This window comes from Mucilaginibacter sp. PPCGB 2223, assembly GCF_001705515.1.
In the GTDB taxonomy this organism is placed as follows: Bacteria; Bacteroidota; Bacteroidia; order Sphingobacteriales; family Sphingobacteriaceae; genus Mucilaginibacter.
Genome location: NZ_MDJS01000005.1, coordinates 340,447 through 361,514 on the forward strand (window position 1 = coordinate 340,447; position 21,068 = coordinate 361,514).

Annotated in this window: 22 protein-coding genes; 10 read left to right on the forward strand and 12 right to left on the reverse strand. The window is 47.0% G+C overall.

All coding sequences use genetic code 11. The features are described 5' to 3' along the window. Positions 1–41: 41 nt before the first annotated feature. On the reverse strand, positions 42–383 hold the full coding sequence (locus tag BEL04_RS22910; protein WP_066008058.1) for a translation initiation factor: 342 nt from the start codon (positions 381–383) through the stop codon (positions 42–44). Positions 384–518: 135 nt separating this feature from the next. Continuing rightward, a complete protein-coding gene (locus BEL04_RS22915) occupies positions 519–1,406 on the reverse strand; it encodes a diacylglycerol kinase family protein (protein ID WP_066008059.1) in 888 nt (295 codons plus the stop codon). Positions 1,407–1,627: 221 nt separating this feature from the next. Here BEL04_RS22915 and metK point away from each other — a divergent pair, with 221 nt between their 5' ends. Then, positions 1,628–2,878, forward strand: a complete 1,251-nt coding sequence (gene metK / locus BEL04_RS22920; protein WP_066007940.1) for a methionine adenosyltransferase — start codon at positions 1,628–1,630, stop codon at positions 2,876–2,878. A gap of 54 nt (positions 2,879–2,932) precedes the next feature. On the opposite strand, the gene BEL04_RS22925 is transcribed toward metK, so the two are convergent. Then, entirely contained in the window at positions 2,933–3,136 is a 204-nt protein-coding gene (locus BEL04_RS22925) for a YqaE/Pmp3 family membrane protein (RefSeq protein WP_066007941.1), read from the reverse strand. Between the two features lie 86 nt (positions 3,137–3,222). Between BEL04_RS22925 and BEL04_RS22930 the strand changes: the two genes are divergently transcribed. Both BEL04_RS22930 and BEL04_RS22935 read left to right on the forward strand, forming a co-directional pair. After that, positions 3,223–3,786: an NUDIX hydrolase gene (locus tag BEL04_RS22930; protein WP_066007942.1), complete on the forward strand. Its 564-nt coding sequence runs from the start codon at positions 3,223–3,225 to the stop codon at positions 3,784–3,786. Between the two features lie 45 nt (positions 3,787–3,831). Next, entirely contained in the window at positions 3,832–4,569 is a 738-nt protein-coding gene (locus tag BEL04_RS22935; RefSeq protein WP_066007943.1) for a 1-acyl-sn-glycerol-3-phosphate acyltransferase, read from the forward strand. Positions 4,570–4,788: 219 nt separating this feature from the next. Here BEL04_RS22935 and BEL04_RS22940 read toward each other — a convergent pair whose 3' ends face one another. Both BEL04_RS22940 and BEL04_RS22945 read right to left on the reverse strand, forming a co-directional pair. Next, entirely contained in the window at positions 4,789–5,004 is a 216-nt protein-coding gene (locus BEL04_RS22940) for a VF530 family DNA-binding protein (protein WP_066007944.1), read from the reverse strand. A 262-nt stretch (positions 5,005–5,266) separates the two neighbouring features. Next, entirely contained in the window at positions 5,267–5,803 is a 537-nt protein-coding gene (locus BEL04_RS22945) for an NADPH-dependent FMN reductase (protein ID WP_066007946.1), read from the reverse strand. A gap of 57 nt (positions 5,804–5,860) precedes the next feature. Between BEL04_RS22945 and BEL04_RS22950 the strand changes: the two genes are divergently transcribed. From BEL04_RS22950 to BEL04_RS22960, 3 genes are all read left to right on the forward strand, one after another. Then, complete coding sequence (locus BEL04_RS22950; protein ID WP_066007948.1) at positions 5,861–6,505, forward strand: hypothetical protein; 645 nt, start codon at positions 5,861–5,863, stop codon at positions 6,503–6,505. A 70-nt stretch (positions 6,506–6,575) separates the two neighbouring features. Continuing rightward, positions 6,576–7,520 carry a Smr/MutS family protein gene (locus BEL04_RS22955; RefSeq protein WP_066007950.1) on the forward strand — a complete coding sequence of 315 codons (945 nt, stop codon included), beginning with the start codon at positions 6,576–6,578 and terminating at the stop codon, positions 7,518–7,520. An 84-nt stretch (positions 7,521–7,604) separates the two neighbouring features. Beyond that, positions 7,605–7,799 carry a cold-shock protein gene (locus BEL04_RS22960; protein WP_066008060.1) on the forward strand — a complete coding sequence of 65 codons (195 nt, stop codon included), beginning with the start codon at positions 7,605–7,607 and terminating at the stop codon, positions 7,797–7,799. 57 nt (positions 7,800–7,856) lie between these two features. On the opposite strand, the gene BEL04_RS22965 is transcribed toward BEL04_RS22960, so the two are convergent. Then, positions 7,857–9,269 carry an ATP-binding protein gene (locus BEL04_RS22965; protein WP_066007955.1) on the reverse strand — a complete coding sequence of 471 codons (1,413 nt, stop codon included), beginning with the start codon at positions 9,267–9,269 and terminating at the stop codon, positions 7,857–7,859. Positions 9,270–9,496: 227 nt separating this feature from the next. Between BEL04_RS22965 and BEL04_RS22970 the strand changes: the two genes are divergently transcribed. Further along, on the forward strand, positions 9,497–11,176 hold the full coding sequence (locus tag BEL04_RS22970) for a glycosyltransferase family 39 protein (RefSeq protein WP_066007956.1): 1,680 nt from the start codon (positions 9,497–9,499) through the stop codon (positions 11,174–11,176). Between the two features lie 6 nt (positions 11,177–11,182). Here BEL04_RS22970 and BEL04_RS22975 read toward each other — a convergent pair whose 3' ends face one another. Further along, positions 11,183–13,060, reverse strand: a complete 1,878-nt coding sequence (locus BEL04_RS22975) for an asparagine synthase-related protein (protein WP_066007957.1) — start codon at positions 13,058–13,060, stop codon at positions 11,183–11,185. 33 nt (positions 13,061–13,093) lie between these two features. Next, a complete protein-coding gene (locus tag BEL04_RS22980; protein WP_066007959.1) occupies positions 13,094–13,726 on the reverse strand; it encodes an SET domain-containing protein-lysine N-methyltransferase in 633 nt (210 codons plus the stop codon). Between the two features lie 134 nt (positions 13,727–13,860). Here BEL04_RS22980 and BEL04_RS22985 point away from each other — a divergent pair, with 134 nt between their 5' ends. Further along, positions 13,861–14,415, forward strand: a complete 555-nt coding sequence (locus tag BEL04_RS22985; RefSeq protein WP_066007961.1) for a hypothetical protein — start codon at positions 13,861–13,863, stop codon at positions 14,413–14,415. A gap of 51 nt (positions 14,416–14,466) precedes the next feature. Here BEL04_RS22985 and BEL04_RS22990 read toward each other — a convergent pair whose 3' ends face one another. From BEL04_RS22990 to BEL04_RS23005, 4 genes are all read right to left on the reverse strand, one after another. Beyond that, positions 14,467–15,114 (reverse strand): 2OG-Fe(II) oxygenase, encoded by a 648-nt coding sequence (locus tag BEL04_RS22990; protein WP_066007963.1) that lies wholly within the window; start codon positions 15,112–15,114, stop codon positions 14,467–14,469. Positions 15,115–15,174: 60 nt separating this feature from the next. Further along, entirely contained in the window at positions 15,175–15,753 is a 579-nt protein-coding gene (purN, locus tag BEL04_RS22995; RefSeq protein WP_066007965.1) for a phosphoribosylglycinamide formyltransferase, read from the reverse strand. Positions 15,754–15,832: 79 nt separating this feature from the next. Further along, positions 15,833–16,342 (reverse strand): DUF5004 domain-containing protein, encoded by a 510-nt coding sequence (locus tag BEL04_RS23000; protein ID WP_066007966.1) that lies wholly within the window; start codon positions 16,340–16,342, stop codon positions 15,833–15,835. A 258-nt stretch (positions 16,343–16,600) separates the two neighbouring features. Continuing rightward, positions 16,601–18,382, reverse strand: a complete 1,782-nt coding sequence (locus tag BEL04_RS23005) for a DUF885 family protein (protein WP_066007967.1) — start codon at positions 18,380–18,382, stop codon at positions 16,601–16,603. Positions 18,383–18,478: 96 nt separating this feature from the next. Between BEL04_RS23005 and yiaK the strand changes: the two genes are divergently transcribed. Together yiaK and BEL04_RS23015 are read left to right on the forward strand one after the other, a co-directional pair. Next, positions 18,479–19,468, forward strand: coding sequence for a 3-dehydro-L-gulonate 2-dehydrogenase (gene yiaK / locus BEL04_RS23010; RefSeq protein ID WP_066007968.1), 990 nt, complete (start codon positions 18,479–18,481; stop codon positions 19,466–19,468). Positions 19,469–19,545: 77 nt separating this feature from the next. Beyond that, positions 19,546–20,757 carry a glycosyl hydrolase family 8 gene (locus BEL04_RS23015; RefSeq protein WP_175404136.1) on the forward strand — a complete coding sequence of 404 codons (1,212 nt, stop codon included), beginning with the start codon at positions 19,546–19,548 and terminating at the stop codon, positions 20,755–20,757. Positions 20,758–21,068: the final 311 nt, after the last annotated feature.

Sequence of the window (21,068 nt, forward strand, 5' to 3'; positions counted from 1 at the left end):
ATACTCGTGTGTCAAACGTACACCCAGGCTTTGCAAAATTTTTAACCGCCGGCCTTTTTGGCTTTGTAGCCTTCGGCCTGCAGCAGCGCTAAAATTTTATCGCGGAAATCGCCCTGTATCAATATCTCGCCATCTTTTACCGAACCGCCCACGCCGCATTTAGTTTTAAGTTTTTTGCCCAGCGCTTCCAGATCATCGGTTGCACCAATAAAACCGGCTATGGCAGTAACCATTTTGCCGCCGCCTTTGCGGTCGAGAAATATCCGGAGGCTTTGCTGCTGGGGGGGTAAGGTGCCCGTTTCCTTTTGCTCTTCGGCAGGGTATTGAAAGTCGGGATTGGTGGAGTACATGATGCCCGACATGTTCTTATTTCTTTTAGACATGGCTTTTTGCTTTGGGGCATAAAGGTAGGAAAAGGCTGGGAAGTCAAAATTCAAAATTAAAAAGCAAAAAACTTTGGAGGGACTTGCCCGGGGAAGAATTATTTTGCCATCGGTGAAGATGCTTTAAAAATCCAATTAACCTTTGTAGCCGGGGCCCACAATTACATTCAATGAATCGGGGATAACATCTATTTGTACAGTGGCGCCAATAATGCTGGGCTCGCCATCGAGATGTACGGGGCCGGGGGTGGCGCGCTCGACCCTGATATGCCTGCCGCGGATGATCTCGACAAACTTTGAGCTTTCGGATGTTTTGGTCAGCATGCGCAGGCCCATTTCGGGTAAACGGTAGGGCGGGAAGGGTTTGATGACACAAACATCCAGCAAGCCGTCATGAAGTGAAGCATGCGGCGATACGTGTGCGTTGTTGCCGTATTGCGATGAGTTGGCAAAGCTGAGCATAAAGGCCGTGCGATCGTAAACGTTGCCATCTATCTCCAGGTGGTACTCCTGTGCTTTGTATTTTGATATTTCTTCGATAGATGATCTGAGGTATGAGCTGAAGCCGCGGCGGGTGGTGTGCGAGAACACTTCGCTGATGTGGGCGTCGAAACCCATGCCGGCCATGTTAAAAAACCAGCGGCCGTTAAGCTGTGCCGAATCGATAGAACGAATACTACCTGTGCTTAGCAGTTGAATGGATTTAACGGGGTCCATCGGTATTTGCAGGAAACGCGAAAGACCATTGCCCGAGCCATAAGGGATGATGCCTAACAGTTTGTCGGTTCCGGCTATGGCCGATGCAGTTTCGTTCACGGTGCCATCGCCGCCTACTGCTACAATGATATCGTAATGTTTGGCAGCCTCCACCGCTATCGCCCTGATCTCTTTATCGAGCGTGCTGAACTCGATTTGATACTCGTAGGCGTTATGATCGAGGTGTTTATGAATGAGTTGCGGAACCTGATCCTTTTTTTTGCCTCCCGAAACCGGGTTTATAATAAATAATGCTTTCCGTTTCAAATAATTGATGTGTTTCGGGGGCCAAAAGTACTTGTATTTTTGAGTTATATAAAATTGTTTTAACTTCGCCAGCCGAAAGTGGACTGATTTTAAGTTGCCTGTAGAATGGCAACGCCGGATTGCAACCACGTAAAAAAGTGCTAAAACCCTGCTTCTTTTTTTACCCAATCCCTTCTGAAAGCCACAATTTAGCGGATTAACAAAAAAACTAAGGAATTTTTATGTCGTATTTATTTACTTCAGAGTCGGTATCAGAAGGACACCCCGACAAAGTTGCCGACCAGATCTCGGACGCACTAATTGACAATTTTCTGGCATTTGACCCTGAATCGAAAGTAGCCTGCGAAACGCTGGTGACCACCGGGCAGGTAATTTTGGCGGGCGAAGTGAACTCGAAAACCTACCTCGATGTGCAAAAGATCGCCCGCGACGTGATCAATAAAATCGGCTATACCAAGGCCGAATATATGTTTGATGGCAGCTCCTGCGGTGTGCTTTCGGCTATACACGAGCAATCGCCTGATATTAACCAGGGCGTTGACCGTAAAAAGAAAGAAGACCAGGGCGCCGGCGACCAGGGTATGATGTTCGGTTACGCTACTGTTGAAACCGAAAACTATATGCCCCTGGCATTGGATATTGCTCATGCGATACTGATCACGCTGGCCGAGATCCGCCGCGAAAACAGCGAGGTAAAATACCTGCGCCCGGATGCCAAAAGCCAGGTGACTTTAGAGTACGACGATAATAACAAACCGGTACGTATCGACGCGATTGTGGTATCGACCCAACACGACGATTTTGATACCGAAGAGGCCATGCTGGCCAAGATCCGTAAGGACATCGTGGAGATACTGATCCCGCGTGTAAAAAGCAAGTACCCTAAATACAGCCACTTCTTTAACGATAACATCAAATACCATATTAACCCTACCGGTAAGTTTGTGATCGGTGGCCCGCACGGCGATACCGGCTTAACCGGCCGCAAAATCATTGTGGATACCTACGGTGGCAAAGGTGCCCACGGTGGTGGTGCTTTCTCGGGTAAAGATCCTTCGAAGGTCGACCGCTCGGCGGCTTACGCAACCCGCCACATTGCCAAAAACCTGGTTGCTGCCGGCGTTTGCGATGAGGTGCTGGTACAGGTATCGTACGCTATCGGTGTGGCGCAGCCTATGGGGATCTATGTAAATACTTATGGCACTGCCAAAGTTAAACTGACAGACGGTGAGATTGCGGCCAAGGTTGAGTCGATATTCCCGATGACGCCATACGCAATCGAAACCCGATTTAAACTGCGCAACCCTATTTATTTAGAGACCGCCGCTTACGGCCACTTCGGTAAACCGGCCCAAACCGTAACCAAAACGTTCACCTCGCCCGACGGTACCAGGAAAGAAGTTGAGGTCGAGCTGTTCACCTGGGAAAAATTAGACTATGTAGACAAGGTTAAAGCTGCCTTTGGCATCTAAGAGCCCAAACTATAAATTTTGAAGCCTTTCGAGTTTATCGGGAGGCTTTTTTGTTTAGCGATAGCCGTGGCGCCGTACCTCGCGGATTAGCCTGCGGTGGCGCTTGGCCTCGTAATAATCCTGCGTAACCAGCACGGCGTGAATGATACCCGGGATCCAGAAACAAATGGTCAATATAATACTCAGTATAAAGGCGCCGATACGGCCGGTTGTTAACACAGCCAGCGGCGGGAACAGGAAGCAAAGGAAGTATCTCATCACAGTAAGTTTTATAGCTTTTAGATTACCGGCTTTTTAACTTGTTACAAGTTGTTTTTTAACCCCGATACCCTTATTTTGCAGCCATGCAACACAGCGAAGATAACCCCTGGAAGATAACCGGCGAACGCGAGGTTTACGATAACCCCTGGATACACCTTACCGAGTACCAGGTCATCAACCCATCGGGCAAGCCGGGCATCTACGGCAAGGTGCATTTTAAAAACCTGGCCCTGGGCGTTATCGCGCTCGACGACGACCTCAACACCTACCTCGTTGGTCAGTACCGCTTTACCATCGACCAATACACATGGGAAATGCCCGAGGGTGGCGGCCTCCACGCCATCGAACCATTGGAATCCATCAGGCGCGAGCTGCTCGAGGAAACCGGCCTTAAAGCTTCGCACTGGACGGAACTTCAACGCATCCACCTCTCCAACTCGGTAAGCGATGAGCTGGGCATCTGCTACCTGGCACGCGGGCTGGAGCAGTTTGAGGCCCAACCGGAGGAAACCGAACAGCTCGCCGTACGTAAACTCCCTTTCGAGGAGGTTTACCAGATGGTCATCGGCGGACAGATAACCGACTCGCTTACCGTGGCCGCCGTGCTGCGCGTAAAGCTCATGATCATCGAAAACCGGTTGCCTTAAACAACCGTTTGTACAATTTAGCCGATAAGTATTACTTTTGCGCCCATGCACAAGTTAGGGGGATACATACTCACGCCTGTTTATTACCTGTTCTTCTGGTTCTGGCTGGGGATATTTCACCCCTTGCAATGGCTGGCCTACAATCTGGGCGGTTATAAGGCGCACAAAAAGGTGGTCGATATCATGAACTTTTTCCTGTTGTACAACGGTTACCTGCTCGGGCACCGCATCAGCTTTAAAAATCCATATAACCTGCCGGCAGACAGGCCCATCATTTTTTTGGCCAACCACCAAAGCATGTATGATATACCGCCCATCATCTGGTTTATGCGTAAGCACCACGCCAAGTTTATCTCCAAGATCGAGCTCGCCAAAGGCATACCCAGCATCAGCTATAACCTGCGCAAGGGCGGCGGTGCCAATATCGACCGTAAGGACACCAAGCAATCCATCATGGAAATTGTGAAGCTTGCCCAGCGCATGCGCGAGAACAAATGGTCGGCAGCCATCTTCCCCGAAGGTACCCGCTCAAAAGACGGCGTGGTGCGCAACTTCCAGGTAGGCGGGGTAGCCACCATCCTCAAAAAATGCCCCGAAGCCCTGCTCGTGCCGCTGGCTATTAACAACAGCTGGCGGATGGTGCAGTACGGCTTTTTCCCGCTCAGCGCTTTCGAGCATATCAGCCTCGAAGTGCTCAAGCCGATAGAACCAAGCACCGGCACCCCCGAAGAGGTAGTGCAACGATCGGAAGATGCGATACGGAAGGCGTTGGGGCAGGCCTAAGTCAAAATTCAAAAGTAACAGGTCAAAAATTTCCATCGAACGGCCGGTAACTACTGCCTAACGTAAAATCACCAGTCATACATCTTGACTCTTGGTTCCTGATTCTCTTCTCAGGGGGGAAATAGTAAGAAATTTTCGCAGCATTTCTGCCCCGGCTTCCCGCTTCAGTGCCTTTCGCTTAGTCATCTAATATACCAAAAATCAAGCAATTACGCAAATTCAGGCCATAAAAGTATCCAGGTACAACAGTTCAACCTTACGCCTTGCCCATTCGGTTTTACGTAAAAACTTCAGGCTCGATTTTATGCCTGGCTCATGTGTAAAGCTGTTTATTTTGATGAGTTGACCCAGCCGCTCCCAGCCATAATGTTCAACCAGTTCGGTTACGATGGCTTCGAGTGTTTTACCGTGTAATGGGTTGTTCGGTTGGGACATATTGCAAAGATAGGCGTTTTGCAATGTGCAAACGTGAAAATGTGCAAATGAAGACAGTTCTCTCAAAAACTCTTGTCGATAATCAGTTCAGCAAGTCAATCATTTGCACATTTACTCATCTGTACATTCACACATCCATCATGGCTTTCGACTTAACTTCCGGAATTAGCTCTCAGTCGCTTCCAAACCAATATAATCAGATATGATATGATTCGATCGTTTGCCGGTGCGGCCTTGTATGAGGGTGATCGTAGTATTTTTACTACGATTGGTTGATCGTACCGATAAGCGCCTGTAAAACCGATTGCAGCGAGGCTAACACTTCGGCATCGGTAACTTTGCCTTCGGCGTTTATCCTGGTTCGGATAAAGGGGATCAGCAATTTGGCTTCTTCGGGCAGTTTCGCCGAAATTGCCCCTAACACCAGTTGCAAAGCCGCGTGCCCATGCTGCCCCTGGCTGGATGCCGTGATCAGCGCCGTAGGCTTATCCACAAACTCGCCCGATGATACCGTCCACTCCAAAGCGTTTTTTAAAGCAGCAGGGATACCGAACGCATATTCGGGTGTGCAGATCAATACGCCATCCGCTTCACTGATCTGCTTCCGCAGATCGGCCACTGCGGCAAGCGGCTCTCCTGTATCCAACCCCGGGTCGAAATGTGGCAGGTTGGCCAAGCCCTCGTAAACTGTAACGGTTACACCTTCCGGAGCCATAGCGGCAAGGGCATTGATAATGGCACCGTTTGAGGAGTTTTTGCGCAGGCTGCCCGATATAGCTAAAATTACTGATATTTTCATTAATCAATACAATATGTGAAGACCAATATATTATCTTGCAACAGCAAATTTACAGCCATGCAAAAATTATACACTACTATTACCTTAACCTTATTTATCACCTTAATAACTGGCAGGGTATTGGCGCAAAATGGTGTCCCGGTTTCCTTACGGCCTGATTTTAACCGTATGATGGCTAACCAATCAATGCAAATGTCGATGAACCGGATGCTTAATCAGCGTTGGTACTTCGGTATGGATTACCTGGTTAACAACGAATACAAGTTTAAGGTAATAATGAAGGATAGTACTGTTAAAGAAATAAAATCGAAAATACATGTAGACACCGTAACGCATAAAAGTTATCTGGTGTTTAACGATAAATCGGTGCCAGAGTCAGACCCGAAACGGTATAAAAAAATATACTGTGATCAGACATTAACCATAACCCGCAGCGAAGGCATTGTAAATTTTACCGGGCTTGCTACCGATAGCTGTTGGTTATTCCGGGTTTTGCGCGGTAAAATAAGTGCTTACTCGCACCTGTCGGAAATTGAAAATATTAACAGTGACTACCTGCAAGCTTTTCAGGTAGGCAACGGGCCGATACAAAAGCTCGACTCTGCGGCTCTTGCACCAGTTTTAAAAGAAGATCCTAAAGCTTTTAAACTTTTTATGAAAAAAGACTTTTACAAAGCAATAACCAGGTACGACGGATTTTAGCATTGCAAACATTTTATATAAACAGCATAAAATAGGCTAATTTTGCCCTCTTATTACATGCAATATAATTATGCGATTTAAATTGGGCGATTTTGTACGTTTTGTAGATGAGCGGCGCGAAGGCTACATTACCCGTATTTTTGATGAGGAGATGATCGGCGTAACCGGCGACGATGATTTTGAGATACCGGTTTTAGCCAGCAAGGTAACCACGGTGCACGGGCATCAGTCATCGGGTATAGCAAGCGAAGCATTTGAAGAAAAGCGTACGCCGGTTGCCGAATTTGTAACCAAAGGCGTTTATCTGGCTGTTACCAGCGATCAGCGCATCGCATCGGTGGTGCATTTTCACCTCGTTAACGAAACATCTTTTCAATTACTGCTCTCGCTCACAACCGAAAGGCAAAACCAGTTTAAAGGCGAATACGCAGGCATCATCGCACCCAAAACAGCCGTAAAAATTTATTCGGCACCGCTGCCCGATATCCAGATCTGGCCCAAATTTCATTTCCAGGCGTTATACTACACTTCGCAAAACATTGCCATAACCGAGCCGTTGGTTTATAAGGAAAACTTTAAGGCGAAGGATTTTTCAGGGGGTAAAAAATCGGTCAACTTGCTTAAAGAACCAGCCTGGCTGATCCGTTTGGACGAGCCCGAAATGATGATAGACGCCCAAAAGCTCAAGGAAAGTTTTTTTAAACCGGCCGAGGAGAAACGCGAAATTGAAAAACCGGCCAGCGAGGTAGACCTGCATATTGAAAAACTCCACGATGATCACCGGTTTTTAGGCAGCGACGAGATCTTACGCATCCAGCTGGATACTTTTAAAAAAGCGCTCGATGCAGCCATCGTACATAAGTTGCCGGCCATTACTTTTATACACGGCGTAGGTAACGGTACCTTAAAAAACGAGCTGCACAAACTGGCGGGCAGGCATCCGCATGTACAAACATTTATGGATGCCCGCAAGGAGAAATTTGGCTATGGCGCCACTAAATTGTTGCTGAAATAGCATCACAGTGTATTTTTACACCGGCGGGTATTGCATATCAAATTATTAACATTACCTTGCGGCAAATTTTTTAAATACACAATAATGCAACAAGGAACAGTAAAATTTTTTAATGTAACCAAAGGCTTCGGATTCATCATCCCCGAAGAAGGCGGTGCCGAAGTTTTTGTACACTCAACAGGTTTAGTTGATCAGATCCGCGAAAACGACAAAGTACAATTTGAAGTTGTTAATGGCAAAAAAGGTCTTAACGCAACAAACGTAACAGTAGTTGGTTAATTCTTAATCATCATAAAAATCGTTGCAGCATCCGCCCTAAAAGCGGATGCTTTTTTATTATAACGGCAGGCTGAACCAAAACGTGGAGCCTTCGCCCGGATGGCTGATCACACCGATCTTCCCCTTGTGTATCTCGACGATCTGGTAACAGATAAAAAGCCCCAGCCCCAATCCTTGAAAAGCTTTCTGGGAGTTCCCTACCCGGTAAAATTTTTCAAAAATACTTTTCTGCTCATCTTCGGGTATGCCGATGCCATAATCCTGCACAGAAACGGTTACATAATCGCCATCAATTTTTGAGCTGATGTTTATTGTGTCGGCCGCGGGCGAGTATTTAACAGCATTCGCTATCAGGTTGTTGATGATCTGACCTATCCGGTCCCTGTCGCCGGGTATGGCATCCAAGGGGGCCAGGTTTACAACAATGCGGTGTTTGCGCATGCTTTGCTGCAGGGCCTGGCTTAACTCGTTTATCAGCTCGTTCAAATCAAACTTACTGATATTAAAATTTAACCCGCCCGCCTGCAACGAACTTACATCGAGCATATCGTTAATCATGCTCACAATACGGTTAACCTGGTAGTCTATCTTGGTGATGATCTCGTGCGATGAGGTATCGGTACTGTTTTTAAACCTGTTTTCGAGCACCTGGGTAAACGCTTTTAAACTGGTTAAAGGTGTTTTCAACTCATGCGATGCCACGCCGATAAAATCCTCACGTTGTTTTTCGAGGTATACACGATCGGTAACATCGGTAAAGTTCGAAATGATGGCGTTAACCATCGGTTCGTGCAGCAGGTTGGTTAGCCGGCTTTCGAGCCATATCCATTTATCGTTTTTGTGCCTTACCCGGTGCAATATGGTGATGGTTTTACCGGGGTGCGATGCCAGGCGGTAAAACTGCTCCTTGGCGTATAACAGCTCGCCCTCGTGGCTGTACGCCCAGGGGTCCTGTTTTAAAAGCTCTTCGGGTGTATAGCCGAGTATTTCCTCAACCGATGGGCTACAGTATATGCGCATCCCATCGGCGTTGTGCATGGTAATGCCTTCGGCACTTTTTTCGACAAGCGCCTTAAAAACCATATCGCGCTGATGCATTTTCTGAACGGTTTTTCGCAAGGCGGCACTTAGGCCCACAATAAAACTGCACTCTAAAACAAATATGCCGGTTTGAACAAGGTGCCCGGTATCAATGGAAAAACTGTCGTAAGGGTATAAAAAAAAGAAGTTGACTACCAGCGCCGCACAAAAAATAATAACCAGCGCCGATATCTCGCCAAAATACCTGGCCGTTATAATAATTACCGCAAAATAAAGTAAGAATGGCGTTGGCTGCCCAATATATTTAAACAGAATGAGCTTCAACAGGGTGACCCATATCAGTAAAAGCAGGGGTATACCATATTTGATGTAAAAAGGGCTGTTGATAAAATTGGTACTACCCGCCAGAAATTTTTTTAACCCCCACATATTTATAAAAATACGGATTATATCTTCCTCAAATAATCAAAATCACTGTAATATAATAGCTTTCATTGCCTGGCAACTAATATAATACCGCTCTTTTTATGAAATGTTTTTAGGTCGATGTTTAAGCCGTATTTTTGAATACCATACTAAGCTACTGATAAATTATTAGAAGCACTTAAGCCGGTAATACAAAATTCTGCATACCTTTAAGCGCCTGATACTTTTGTATGACGAAATTGATGCCCGCGACGAACATACGTTGGCTTTATACTTTGGTTTTTATCGCCGTTTTATTAAATCTTAGCGGGCTATTTGTTACCATTATGGCGCCCGACGGGGCCTTGTATGCAACCATTGCTAAAACAATGGTGCTGCATAACAACTATACCGACCTTTTTGCCGAGGGCCGCAACTGGCTCGATAAACCACATTTCCCGTTCTGGATCATCGCACTATCGTTTAAATGCTTTGGCTTTACTACCTGGGCCTATAAACTGCCTGCCATCTTATTTTTGCTGATGGGCGCACGGTATACCTACCTCTTCGCCAAAAAGCTTTATAACGAACAGGTGGCGCTATGGTCGGTATTGATATTGCTAACTGCCGAGCACATCATCATATCTAACCAGGATGTGCGTGCCGAACCCTACCTTACCGGGCTGATCATCGCCTCGGTGTACCATTTTTACCGGTCGTACACGGCTAAAAACTGGTGGCATTTACTTTTGGGCTGTGCGTTTGCCGCCTGCGCCATCATGACCAAGGGCATGTTTGCCGTTATCCCCATTGGCGGAGCCCTGGCCGGGGATATGATCATCAAAAAACAATGGCGCGGGTTATTTAACCTGCGATGGCTTGTGGCAATTATACTAACCGGCATATTTATCCTGCCCGAAATATATTGCCTTTACCACCAGTTTGATCTGCACCCCGAAAAAGTAGTGTTCGGGCACGATCATGTTTCGGGCGTCAGGTTCTTTTTCTGGGATAGCCAGTTCGGGCGGTTTTTTAATACCGGGCCGATTAAGGGCCACGGCGACCCAACATTTTTTATCCATACCACTTTGTGGGCCTTTTTACCCTGGTCGTTGCTGTTGTTTGCGGCGATATTTCAATTTTTTAAGCAGAAAGGCAAAAACGTTAAGCAGGCCGAGTGGTACTGCATCTGCGGTTCGCTCTTGACATTCCTGCTGTTTTCGGCGTCGAAATTTCAATTGCCTTTTTACCTCAATATCGTATACCCCTTCTTCGCCATCATTACGGCACAATACCTGGCCGGGGTTAAAGGTGTAAAAAGCATCCGGGCTATCCGCGTCACGCAAATTATGATTGCGGTTTTGATGTTATTGCTGATAGTCGCTCTTCAAATCTTCTTCAAACCCGAAAGCATGACTTTGCTTACTGGAATCATATTGTTGTTGTTGCTTTCAGCGATGATCTTCTTTCCCGGAAAGGCAACTACGATTAGCTGGCAAAAAACAGCGATCGTCACATTCCTGGCTGCCTGCATTGTTAATCTTTATCTCAACCTGGCTTTCTATCCATCCTTACTAAAATACCAGAGCGGCAGCGAGGCGGCAATATGGCTCAATCAAAACAACCCGCAAAAGCTGCCGGTAGTGCAATGCCTTCACCCCGGCGATTATGCCTACCCGCTGGAGTTTTACCTCGATAGCCATCTGTTTACCATAGATCAGGACGGTAAGGGCGAAATACCCCCAAAACCTTTTTTGATATACGGCTATCCCGAAAACATTGATGCCTTAAAAAGCAAAGGCTGGCACATTGGGCCGGCGATAAAAACATTTGACAGGTACTGGATAACCAAACTGAAGCCAAAGTTTTTAAACAGCAGTACACGCGCGCAAACGCTTGAACATGTAGAGGTTGTGATAGTAAATCCTTAACCGCGTTTATTTAAACGCATCGGGGTTTTGCTCGAGCCAGCGCAAAAGTGTTGCATCAAAGCCCACGTTTTTAGGCCTTTTACTGTTGAGCAAAGGGTTATTGCCGATGTTTTTAAGCAATTGCTCCAGTGCCTTTTGTTGCTCATCGCGCCGTTGTTTAATCACCGCTTCATCTTTTATGGGCTCGCGGTATGGCGCCATGCCGCCAAATTTATTATCGCGTTCCAGTACCTCCCGGGGTAAAAAATCCTTAAGCGCTTTGCGGTAAGCGGTACGGTTCAGATCGCCTTCGTACTTCAGGTCATTAGGTAACGACAGGTAATATTGCGTCAGCCGGATATCGGCCATGGGGAAACGGGGTTCAAAACCAAAATACAGGCCATAACGGGTTTCACTTTCCATACGGGCGGGCAAATGATTACGCAAAAAGCGATGCTTTTGATAATGGCGATAGCTTTTATACTGCTCTTCTTTGAGGGGGGTGAGCCAATTAGCGTCGCCGGTTTTACGCAGGTACTCGGCAGGGATATCATAAGTTTTAAGCGATTTTTTGACGTGCTTGTTATGCAGGCCCCACCTGGTTTTAAGCAGGTGCATGTTATAACGCACCGAATAGGGTATAAAAGGCTCTATCTTATAAAAACCCGGAAATTTTTTCTTAGCCAGGAAATATTTAAGGTATTGCTTTTTATCCAGGTAATCTAAAAAGTAGTATTTGCCGCGGTAGGTTACCATCTCATCGCCGGGGAAGCCCGAAAACAAAGTCCGGATGCCCTGCTGCTGTGCAACCCTGCGGATGGGAACCTGCCACATCTGGTGCCAGTTTTCGAGTCCGTCGTTCACCTCCAGTAAAAAATCGTTATCGGCAAAAGGCCTGGTATAATCGTCGGCAACGGTATAAATGGCATTTTCGATATGGTTAAAGTTTACCACAGCATCAATCCAGGTACGCTCGCTCTCGGCCAGTATCTTCTCATCAGTAACATCCCTGGGTACCGTATTGGATATGGTGATCAGGTTTTTACCCTCCCGTTGTAAAAAATGCGCTGCCACGCCGGTAATGCCCGACGAGTCCATGCCGCCGCTTAATTCAACACCGATAGGGTAGGCGCTTCGCAAACGGCATTTTACCGCGGCTTTAAAATGATCGAGCAGGCCATCGTAATAATCCTGCCGGTTGGCAAAATGGAGTTCTGTTTCGGCATCCATATCCCAGTATTGCAGCAACCTTAACTCATTTTTCGGCTGATGTACAGTTAAGGTATGGGCAGGCTCAAGGCGCTTTATCTTCTCATAAACAGTGCTATCCAAAGTTTGCTCAGCCGTGCGAATGAGATAATTATATACAAATTGCTTATTGATGCTTTTATCTATCCCCGGCAAGGCAAGCAAGCCCTTCTTCTCTGTCGCAAAGGCAAAAAAGCGTTCATCCTGGTAATAAAAAAAGGGTTTGATGCCCATGTGGTCGCGGGCGCAAAAAAGTCTTTGTTCGTTTTCATCCCAAATGGCAAAGGCAAAATCGCCGATCAGGTGTGTGGCGCAATCCTCGCCGTATTTTTGGTATGCTTTTAATATCAAGGCGCTGTCGGGTACCTCATCAGCATTAGCCTTGCTGGCATCTAATTTACTGAAAAGTTCATCACGGTTATCCAGCCGGGCATCGGCAGTAATGGTTAAATTGCTGCCGGCTTCGTGCAGCGGCATTTTTTCGTGCAGCGATTCGGGCGTATTGTATAACATCAAATGCCCTAAGCCGACAGAACCGCCGACCCACATACCTTTGGCGCCGACATCCCAATGTGCCAATGGCTGTTCCATCACGGCCAGGTCGGCCGTGGTAACCGGTTTTTGATCATAGTGGAGTATTCCGTAAATCGAGCTCATGCTTTAAAAAGGGGAAGGTCAGCAATGTGCTGATTATTTGATCTTGGGTTGAATATTGGCTTTGTGAAATTTAGCAATAGCGTCAGTTTTGCCAACCTGTTTCCAAAAGTCGCGGATGATCCAATACTTGGTGCCATAGGTTACGAATATTTCTTCATCCTTTTCAATGCGCTGCCGGGCGGTAATGGTCGCCACTTCGGTTTTGAAGTTCATTTCCTGACGGGTATTCGGCCCGTCGGAGTGGTTATAGAGCGAGATGTAACCAAACGGGAAATATTGAAATGCGCCATAAGTTTTACATTCCGGGCACTCGCATTGCTGATTGGCCCAAACGTAATCACCCAAAACCGGGTCGTGCGAGATTTTCGATCGGCTACCCAGCTTCAGCAGTTTGCTTTGCTCTATCATTTCGCCCTCTTCGATGGCTTCGCGGGCAAAAACACCGTAACCATGTACGGCCGATTTCCGGGGCTCTATTTTTGACGACAGGCCCCATAAAACTTCGGGGCTCTCTTCTCTGATCTTACAAAGCGGCAGCGCATCATCGTCAGTTTGCTCATCGCTCACCAGTTTAAAATTGTCCTCGTTAAATAATAACCTGCTGTTTTTAAGCTCGGGATGGGCCGCCAATAAGGCCAGGATATCTTTTTCAAGCTCACTTTTCATAATTCGGGTTCGATCAGAGCCTGCAATATACAACAAATAGAGAAACATATTGCCCCGAAAGCAATAGCCAAGTACGGGCTCCGGATTTAATTTTTATATTTATCCCACAAAAACCTTTTAATTCGGCATATAGAGTGAGCGATAACAGCTTTAAAGATAACGGATATAAGTTTGTAAAAGGCCTGGTTGACGACACATCGGCTTACTGGAAGATCATGAACCGCCTGGTAGAGTTGGGCAAGGGTAAACAAGACCCGCAGGTACCCGGTTCGCAGGGGTTTTATAAAGAACCTTTTTTCGAAAAACTGCTCGAGCATTTATTGCCCGACGTAGAGCAGCAATCGGGTTATAAGCTGTATAAAACGTATAGTTACGCCCGCCAGTATCATTTGGGCGAAGAGTTGAAAATACATCGCGACCGCCATGCCTGCGAAGTAACCGTAAGCTTATGTTTGGGTAACGAAGGCCAACCATGGCCCTTATGGCTTAAAGACAGGAGCGGGCAAAACCATGCTTTTGCACTGGAAGCGGGCGACGCTTTTATTTTTAAAGGCATCGAACTGGTACACTGGCGCGAACCCAATACCTTTGGCGCCTGCTCACAGGTTTTTTTACATTATGTAGATCGGGATGGGCCGTATGCCGCCGAAAAGGACGACCTGAACAGAAAAGGGCACCAGGGCTATTAAAAACATCGGATTTTTAATGCCGAATAACGGAGTTAAGCTCAACATCCGATATTATTGCGCTGCCGGCGGGCTTGAGTCTTCAGCCTGTTTTTCTTCTTCAACTTTTCGCCAAAGCCATCCATTTAACGTAAAGCGGCCATCGGCAAACTCCTGGCTGGGGCAGCTTACCGGGTGCACGGCATGCAACAATGACGAATCGAAAAAAACGATCGAGTTATTATCGGGAGGCACGATAAGCGGCTTGGGTTTGTTTCGCAAAAAAAGCAGTTGCCCGCCTTCAAATTTCCTGGGGATAGAATGAAAATAATAAACAAAGGTAATTACGCGGTTTTTTAATGTTCCTTTGCCGTTATCAATATGCGGTTTATAAAATTCGCCGTTATTATGACTGGTAAGGTGCATCTCTACAGCTCCCAATTCAAATGGTTCAATGCCCAGTTTCTCCACTATCTGCTCAAATTCGCTTCTTATTTTTTGGGCCAGTATCTTATAAAACTCTTTAAAATCCTTTGGTGGTAATGATAGCGAGTGGCGGTAGTTTTCGTTAAGAGCGCCCTCGCCATCAAGGCCAACCGTCATGGTATGGGTAAAATCGGCCTGTTTGGCGATGGCATGAGCAAACAGACGGGCATTGGTTTCCAGGTCGAAATAGTCGATATAAATCAGACAGGAGTTATTTTCGATTAAGGTATCCGCCATCAGGAGTATTTTTACAAGATAAATGTAAGGCTTTTACCTGTATTGAAAAACGGGTGCGGCTTACGATTTCATTTTTTTCAGCAAACCTTCGATCACTTTGGCAAAATGGGCATGTTCCAATTGCTGGCCCTTAAATTTCACCATTTCGAGGTCGTCGTCGGGCTCGATCTTAAAGCGCGACTGATGGATGATCTCACCTTCGTCAAAATGTTCGTTCACAAAATGGATGGTGATGCCCGATTCTTCTTCTTTGGCGGCCAGTATTGCATTGTGTACCCTATCGCCATACATGCCCTTACCGCCGTATTTGGGCAGCAGCGCAGGGTGGATGTTGATGATCTTGTTGGGGAAGGCCTGTAAGAGCGATTGCGGAACGAGCCATAAAAAACCGGCCAGTACGATCAGGTCGATCTGCAGGTTTTTCAGCAGGCGGATGATCTCGTCGGTTTCGTAAAACTCGTGCTTGTCAAAAATATGCGATGGGATCTCAAAGTTATCGGCCCGCTGTAAAACGTAAGCTTCGGGGTTATTGGTTAAAATAAGTGATACTTCAGCGATGGTGCTGCGTTTAAAGTGCTCCATTATTTTTTGGGCGTTTGAGCCCGAGCCTGAAGCAAAAATGGCAATGCGTTTTTTCAAGTATTCCGTTTTTTGGTTGAGCTTTCCTCAAATATAAAATATTGTACGTTGATTACTAAAAAATTAGAAAAAAGGTTGCTTAGCGCGAATGCACGAACCCATACCTGGTAATCGTACGTACCGTGGTTGCTTTGTAGTAAGCTTGTATATCGCCGGTTTTGAGTACCAGCGAGTATTGCCCGAGGTTATCGATCAGCGCCGCCTGAAAAGCTTTAACAGTTACTTTATTACCTTTCGAGGTATCCTGTGCCGACATATTGCAGCTTAGGGTAAGGTTATCCTGGTCGACGTTCCAGGTGCCCGATGAATTTTGTGTAATACAATGGTAATTACTATAACTGCAAGTGCCGTCGGCGTTAAAGATATACACCTGATCTGCTGCGCAGGTGGCGTTCAGTGTATCGGTTTTACCTTGCGTATCGCCAACATAGTGCAACACGGTTACTGATGCCAGCGTCCATTTGCCGTTGGTTAAAAAGTAGGCCAAAGTATCGCCGTTATCTTTTTTGCAGGAGTTGAAAAACAGTGTAACGGCAGCCAGGCACAACAGCGCAAAAAACGGAACTTTATATTTAGCAGTTATAAACACAGGTCAAAATAACGAAAAATGCAGGGATTTATGATTGGAAAAGTTTATGAAAGTATTTATATGCTAGTAGCGTAAAGGTTGGGTAATCCGGGGATAGGGTAATATATGGGTTTGTTTTTTTCCGGGCGTTTCCCTGCGGGCCGCGCTTTCCGCTCATACTGCACAAGGCATTAGCCACGGGCCGGTATCCGCTGCAATCGCTAACGTAATTTTTTTCATAGCGATGGGTTTCAAAAATCCATCGCTATGAGGGATATGTTACTGCTTAGCAGCCCAGGCATCCATTTTAGCTTCAAAAACGCTGAGCGGCATTGCACCGTCCTTCAGCACCTGGTTATGGAATTCGGCGATGTCGAATTTGCTGCCTTGTTTTTTCTCGTAACGGGTACGCAGTTCGCGGATTTTTAATGCGCCGGTTTTATAGCTTAAAGCTTGTGCCGGGTAGGCCATGTAGCGTTCTATCTCGGCGGTGGCGCCCTGCTCGTCGATCTGCTCGTTATCCATCATATATTTAATGGCCTGTTCGCGGGTCATGCCTTTGGTATGGATGGCCACATCGACAACCAAACGGATCGCGCGGTGTATCTCATCGCCCAGGGCGCCCATGTGCTGGTAAGGGTCGGTAAATAGTCCCAATTCCTTGCCCAGCGATTCGCAATACAATGCCCAGCCCTCTACATAAGCATTCTCATTGCCATCAAACCTCCTGAAATCGGGCAGCGAGGTGTTTTCCTGCGTTAGCGATATCTGGTAATGATGGCCCGGAATGGCTTCGTGCAAAAACAACGATTCCATACCCGAAGTGATGTTAAACTTGGTGGCATCCAAAATAGGCACATAAAATATGCCGGGTCGGCTGCCATCCGGTGTACCCTGGTAATACTCGGCACTGGCCGATGCGGCACGGAAAGCCTCGGTCTGCCTGATCTCGAACGGGCACTTGGGCACGTGTGTAAACTCTTTTTTCAGGTTTGGTTGCATGCGCTGGTGTATGTTCTCAAAAGCATCAAGCACTTGCTTCGGCGTTTTGAAAGGGAAAAACTTGGGGTCGTTTTTCATATAGGCGAAGAACGCCGGCAGGTCGCCCTTAAAACCTACCACGTTTTTAATACTGTCCATCGCTTTGCGTATACGCGCCACTTCGCTCAAACCGGTTTGATAGATCTGTTCAGGCGTTTTATCGGTCGTGGTCTGCAACTTAACATAGTAAGCGTACAAAGCATTACCATCCGGCAGCGACGACAGGCCCGATGTGCTGCGCCCCTTGGCCAGGTAAGTGCCTTTCAAATAATCGCCCAGCTTTTTGTAGGTGGGCACCACAACGGTGGTAATCGCTTTTTTATAATCGTCGGCCAGGCGTTTTTTATCAGCATCGCTAAACTCTTTCGGCAACCTGGTAATCGGGCCGTAAAACAAGCTTTTGGTCGGGTCGGTCACTACCATGGCATCCATTTGCGGTATCATTTTCACCACCAGGCTTTTGGGCAATACCATGCCAGTTTTAATGCCTTTGTTAAAATTAACTATAGCAGTATCGGCCCAAACTGCAAATGCGTTTAAGCGTTTTAGCCAGTTATCGTAATCTTTAACGTTTTTAAATGGCTGCGTGCCGCTGCCCGAGCCAAATTGCCCGATAGTAATCGGCAAGGCGTTAAACTGGTTAAAGGGCATGTATTCGGTATGGAACTTAAATCCATCCAGTGCCATTTGCGCCTCGTAGGTAAAAATATCGTAGGATAGCTGGTCGGCCTCGTTCAAATCTTCGCGTTTAAACTGTTTAACCTTATCCAGGTATTTGGTGTAGTATTCCTTATCTTCTTTCAGGTAGGCCTCCGAACCATAATTGGGCAGCAGATCGTTATAGCGGTTATCACCGTTAAAGGTGGCCGTTATCGGGTCGAGCTTGAGGCCGTCCTGGTAATAATCTTCAAAAACTTTGGCCAGGTCTTTATTACCCGCTGCTGCCGAGCCGGAGCTGTCGCCTTGTTTACAGGATGCGAGCGAACCCGCGATGAACATCATCAAAAATATTCTTTTCATAAAATGAGGTTAGTTGTTGGGTAAAGCTAAGAAATTGACCGCAGATATTTATCTAATCGTTTGAGCTATGAGGTCGGGATTAACTATTTTAGCACGATGAAAATACCTTTTGAAGAACTAAAAGCCGAATTTTTGCGCGTGCTCCTTAAGCAAAATTTTGAGCCGCAAAAAGCGGAGCAATGTGCTGCCATATTTGCCGAGAACAGCCGCGACGGCGTTTATACCCACGGTTTAAACCGCTTCCCTACTTTTGTCGACTATATCAAACAAGGGCTTATCGACAGTTATGCCCAGCCAACTTTAGAAAAAACTTTCGGACTGATCGAACAATGGAACGGCAACCTGGCGCCGGGTATGCTTAACGCCAGGTTTTGTACCGAGCGCGCAGTTGCACTGGCCAAAGAACATGGCATGGGCTGTGTGGCCATCCGCAATACCAACCACTGGATGCGCGGCGGCACCTACGGGTGGCAGGCGGCCGAGGCAGGCTGCATCGGCATACATTTTACCAATACGATAGCGCTGGTGCCACCCTGGGGCGGCATCGACCCGCGTTTGGGCAACAACCCGCTGGTGATAGCCGTACCGCGGGCCGAAGGGCATATTGTACTGGATATGGCCATGTCGCAATACTCGATGGGCAAGCTGATGCAATACCAGGGCAATAACGAAGAGCTGCCTTTGCCCGGAGGGTACGACGAAGCCGGTGAGTTGAGCACCGATCCCGGCGCCATCATCAGATCAAAACGCTTGTTGCCTGTCGGCTTCTGGAAGGGCTCGGGTTTAGCCTTAATGCTCGATTTGCTGGTGACGATTTTAAGTCAGGGTAAATCGACTGCGCGGATCACCGAAAGCACGGTAGAATCGGGCGTGGGGCAGGTGTTTATCTGCATTAAAGACCCTGATAAGGAAACGACCTCCCGGTTGACTGAACAGATACTGGAATTTACAAAAACAAGTCGCCCGGATACCGAAGGCGGTATCATAGCTTATCCCGGCGAGAACACCTTGAGAACGCGTATCCGGAATTTAAAGGAAGGTATCCCCGTAAGGGAAGACATCTGGAATAAAGTAAGGGCAATGTGATGGTGGAACCGGGAAAGTCACAGGGAGGCGGTGCAAGCGATCAGTATGATGGGATGCCAAAACAAGTTCGACATGATTTGTTGATTTTATTCGGGTTGATCTTCGCTGCGTTGACGTCCTTTGCCCAAAACACAGTAAGGCCATTTCCGCAGCATGTCAAATATGTTACGGGTGTGATCAAACCCAGCCATGTTTCGCAACAGCAAATGGATAAAACGGTAGGTGCTTTTTATACCCGGTGGAAGGAGCGCTATATCAACACAGGCTGCGATAAGGGCCAGGATTATATCTGGTTCGAAAAGCCCGGCAATAAACAATGCGTAAGCGAAGGGCAGGGATACGGGATGCTCATTGTGGCATTAATGGCCGGTTACGATAGATCGGCGAAAGCCGCATTTGACGGCTTGTACCGGTATTACAAAGCTCACCCCAGCAAACGCAGTAAATACCTGATGGCCTGGGCGCAAAGTAACAGTTGTACAGACCTGGATGGCAGCAGCGCTACCGATGGCGATATGGACATTGCCTTTTCGCTGCTGCTGGCAAACGCGCAATGGGGCAGCAAAGGGCAGATCAATTACCTGCAGGAGGCGCGCAGCATGATTGCGGCCATTATGCAGCAGGAAATTAACCCCCAAACGTATACCATCTTACTAAGCAATGCCGTGGAGCACGATAGCGGTGATTACTTCGACACCCGCGCTTCCGATTTTATGCCCGCACATTTTAAAGCTTTTAAAAAAGCTACCGCTGATGCGCGCTGGGATAAAGTAACAGATAACACCTACCGGCTGTTTGAGGATATGGCTGGCAGATACAGCCCGGAAGCTGGATTAGTGCCCGATTTCATCAGCCACCTCAACAAAAAACCAGTGCCTGCCAAACCACGTTTCTTAGAGTCGGTTTACGACGGCGCATACAATTACAATGCCTGCCGGGTGCCCTGGCGTGTGGGCACGGATGCTGTTTTATATGGCGATAAACGCGCGCTGGCAATGTCGGCAAAGATCAACGCCTGGATACGGCAAACCACAGGCGGCAACCCGGATAACATCTCAGCCGGCTATACCCTTGCCGGGAACGATATTAAAGGCCGGTATTTTGAAGCGATGAGCTTTATTGCCCCTTTTGCCGTTTCGGCTATGGCGGAGGATAAAAACCAGGTCTGGCTCAATAAACTGTGGGATTATATCAACAAGTTCGATCTGGATGATTTTGATTATTACGATAACAGTATTAAAATGATCGGTTTGCTGATCATCTCCGGCAATTACTGGCCGGCCAATTAATCTTTTCGCAAAATACACCGTCAAACCATATTAACAATCAACCTGCTGTTTTATAGGTCTTTGGTTAATTGTAAAATGTTTGTTATATTTGGTCTGCCTAATTATTTATTGATTAAACGTACAGCATGTTATGGTTGATGTTTCAGCTATTTCCCCCGGTGATACACCCGATCTCCCGAAAAGGAAAAAATTGTTTTGCCCTCATTGCCACGAGCGGTTAGAGTACCGCATATCGCGTGGAGTTTTAGTTAAATTATTTTTATTTTGGTGGCCATCTAAGCGTTTTCGGTGTTTTAATTGCATGCGCACCA

What these genes read in the sequence shown, in the direction of transcription:
- metK (WP_066007940.1), top strand. Translation starts at nt 1,628, where the DNA reads ATGTCGTATTTATTTACTTCAGAGTCGGTATCAGAAGGACACCCCGAC.
- BEL04_RS22945 (WP_066007946.1), bottom strand. Translation starts at nt 5,803, where the DNA reads ATGAAAATATCAGTAATTTTAGCTATATCGGGCAGCCTGCGCAAAAAC.
- BEL04_RS22955 (WP_066007950.1), top strand. Translation starts at nt 6,576, where the DNA reads ATGCGATTTAAATTGGGCGATTTTGTACGTTTTGTAGATGAGCGGCGC.
- yiaK (WP_066007968.1), top strand. Translation starts at nt 18,479, where the DNA reads ATGAAAATACCTTTTGAAGAACTAAAAGCCGAATTTTTGCGCGTGCTC.
- BEL04_RS22950 (WP_066007948.1), top strand. Translation starts at nt 5,861, where the DNA reads ATGCAAAAATTATACACTACTATTACCTTAACCTTATTTATCACCTTA.
- BEL04_RS22990 (WP_066007963.1), bottom strand. Translation starts at nt 15,114, where the DNA reads ATGGCGGATACCTTAATCGAAAATAACTCCTGTCTGATTTATATCGAC.
- BEL04_RS23005 (WP_066007967.1), bottom strand. Translation starts at nt 18,382, where the DNA reads ATGAAAAGAATATTTTTGATGATGTTCATCGCGGGTTCGCTCGCATCC.
- BEL04_RS22970 (WP_066007956.1), top strand. Translation starts at nt 9,497, where the DNA reads ATGACGAAATTGATGCCCGCGACGAACATACGTTGGCTTTATACTTTG.
- BEL04_RS22910 (WP_066008058.1), bottom strand. Translation starts at nt 383, where the DNA reads ATGTCTAAAAGAAATAAGAACATGTCGGGCATCATGTACTCCACCAAT.
- BEL04_RS22975 (WP_066007957.1), bottom strand. Translation starts at nt 13,060, where the DNA reads ATGAGCTCGATTTACGGAATACTCCACTATGATCAAAAACCGGTTACC.
- BEL04_RS22925 (WP_066007941.1), bottom strand. Translation starts at nt 3,136, where the DNA reads ATGAGATACTTCCTTTGCTTCCTGTTCCCGCCGCTGGCTGTGTTAACA.
- BEL04_RS22935 (WP_066007943.1), top strand. Translation starts at nt 3,832, where the DNA reads ATGCACAAGTTAGGGGGATACATACTCACGCCTGTTTATTACCTGTTC.
- BEL04_RS22930 (WP_066007942.1), top strand. Translation starts at nt 3,223, where the DNA reads ATGCAACACAGCGAAGATAACCCCTGGAAGATAACCGGCGAACGCGAG.
- BEL04_RS22980 (WP_066007959.1), bottom strand. Translation starts at nt 13,726, where the DNA reads ATGAAAAGTGAGCTTGAAAAAGATATCCTGGCCTTATTGGCGGCCCAT.
- BEL04_RS22965 (WP_066007955.1), bottom strand. Translation starts at nt 9,269, where the DNA reads ATGTGGGGGTTAAAAAAATTTCTGGCGGGTAGTACCAATTTTATCAAC.
- BEL04_RS22960 (WP_066008060.1), top strand. Translation starts at nt 7,605, where the DNA reads ATGCAACAAGGAACAGTAAAATTTTTTAATGTAACCAAAGGCTTCGGA.
- BEL04_RS22940 (WP_066007944.1), bottom strand. Translation starts at nt 5,004, where the DNA reads ATGTCCCAACCGAACAACCCATTACACGGTAAAACACTCGAAGCCATC.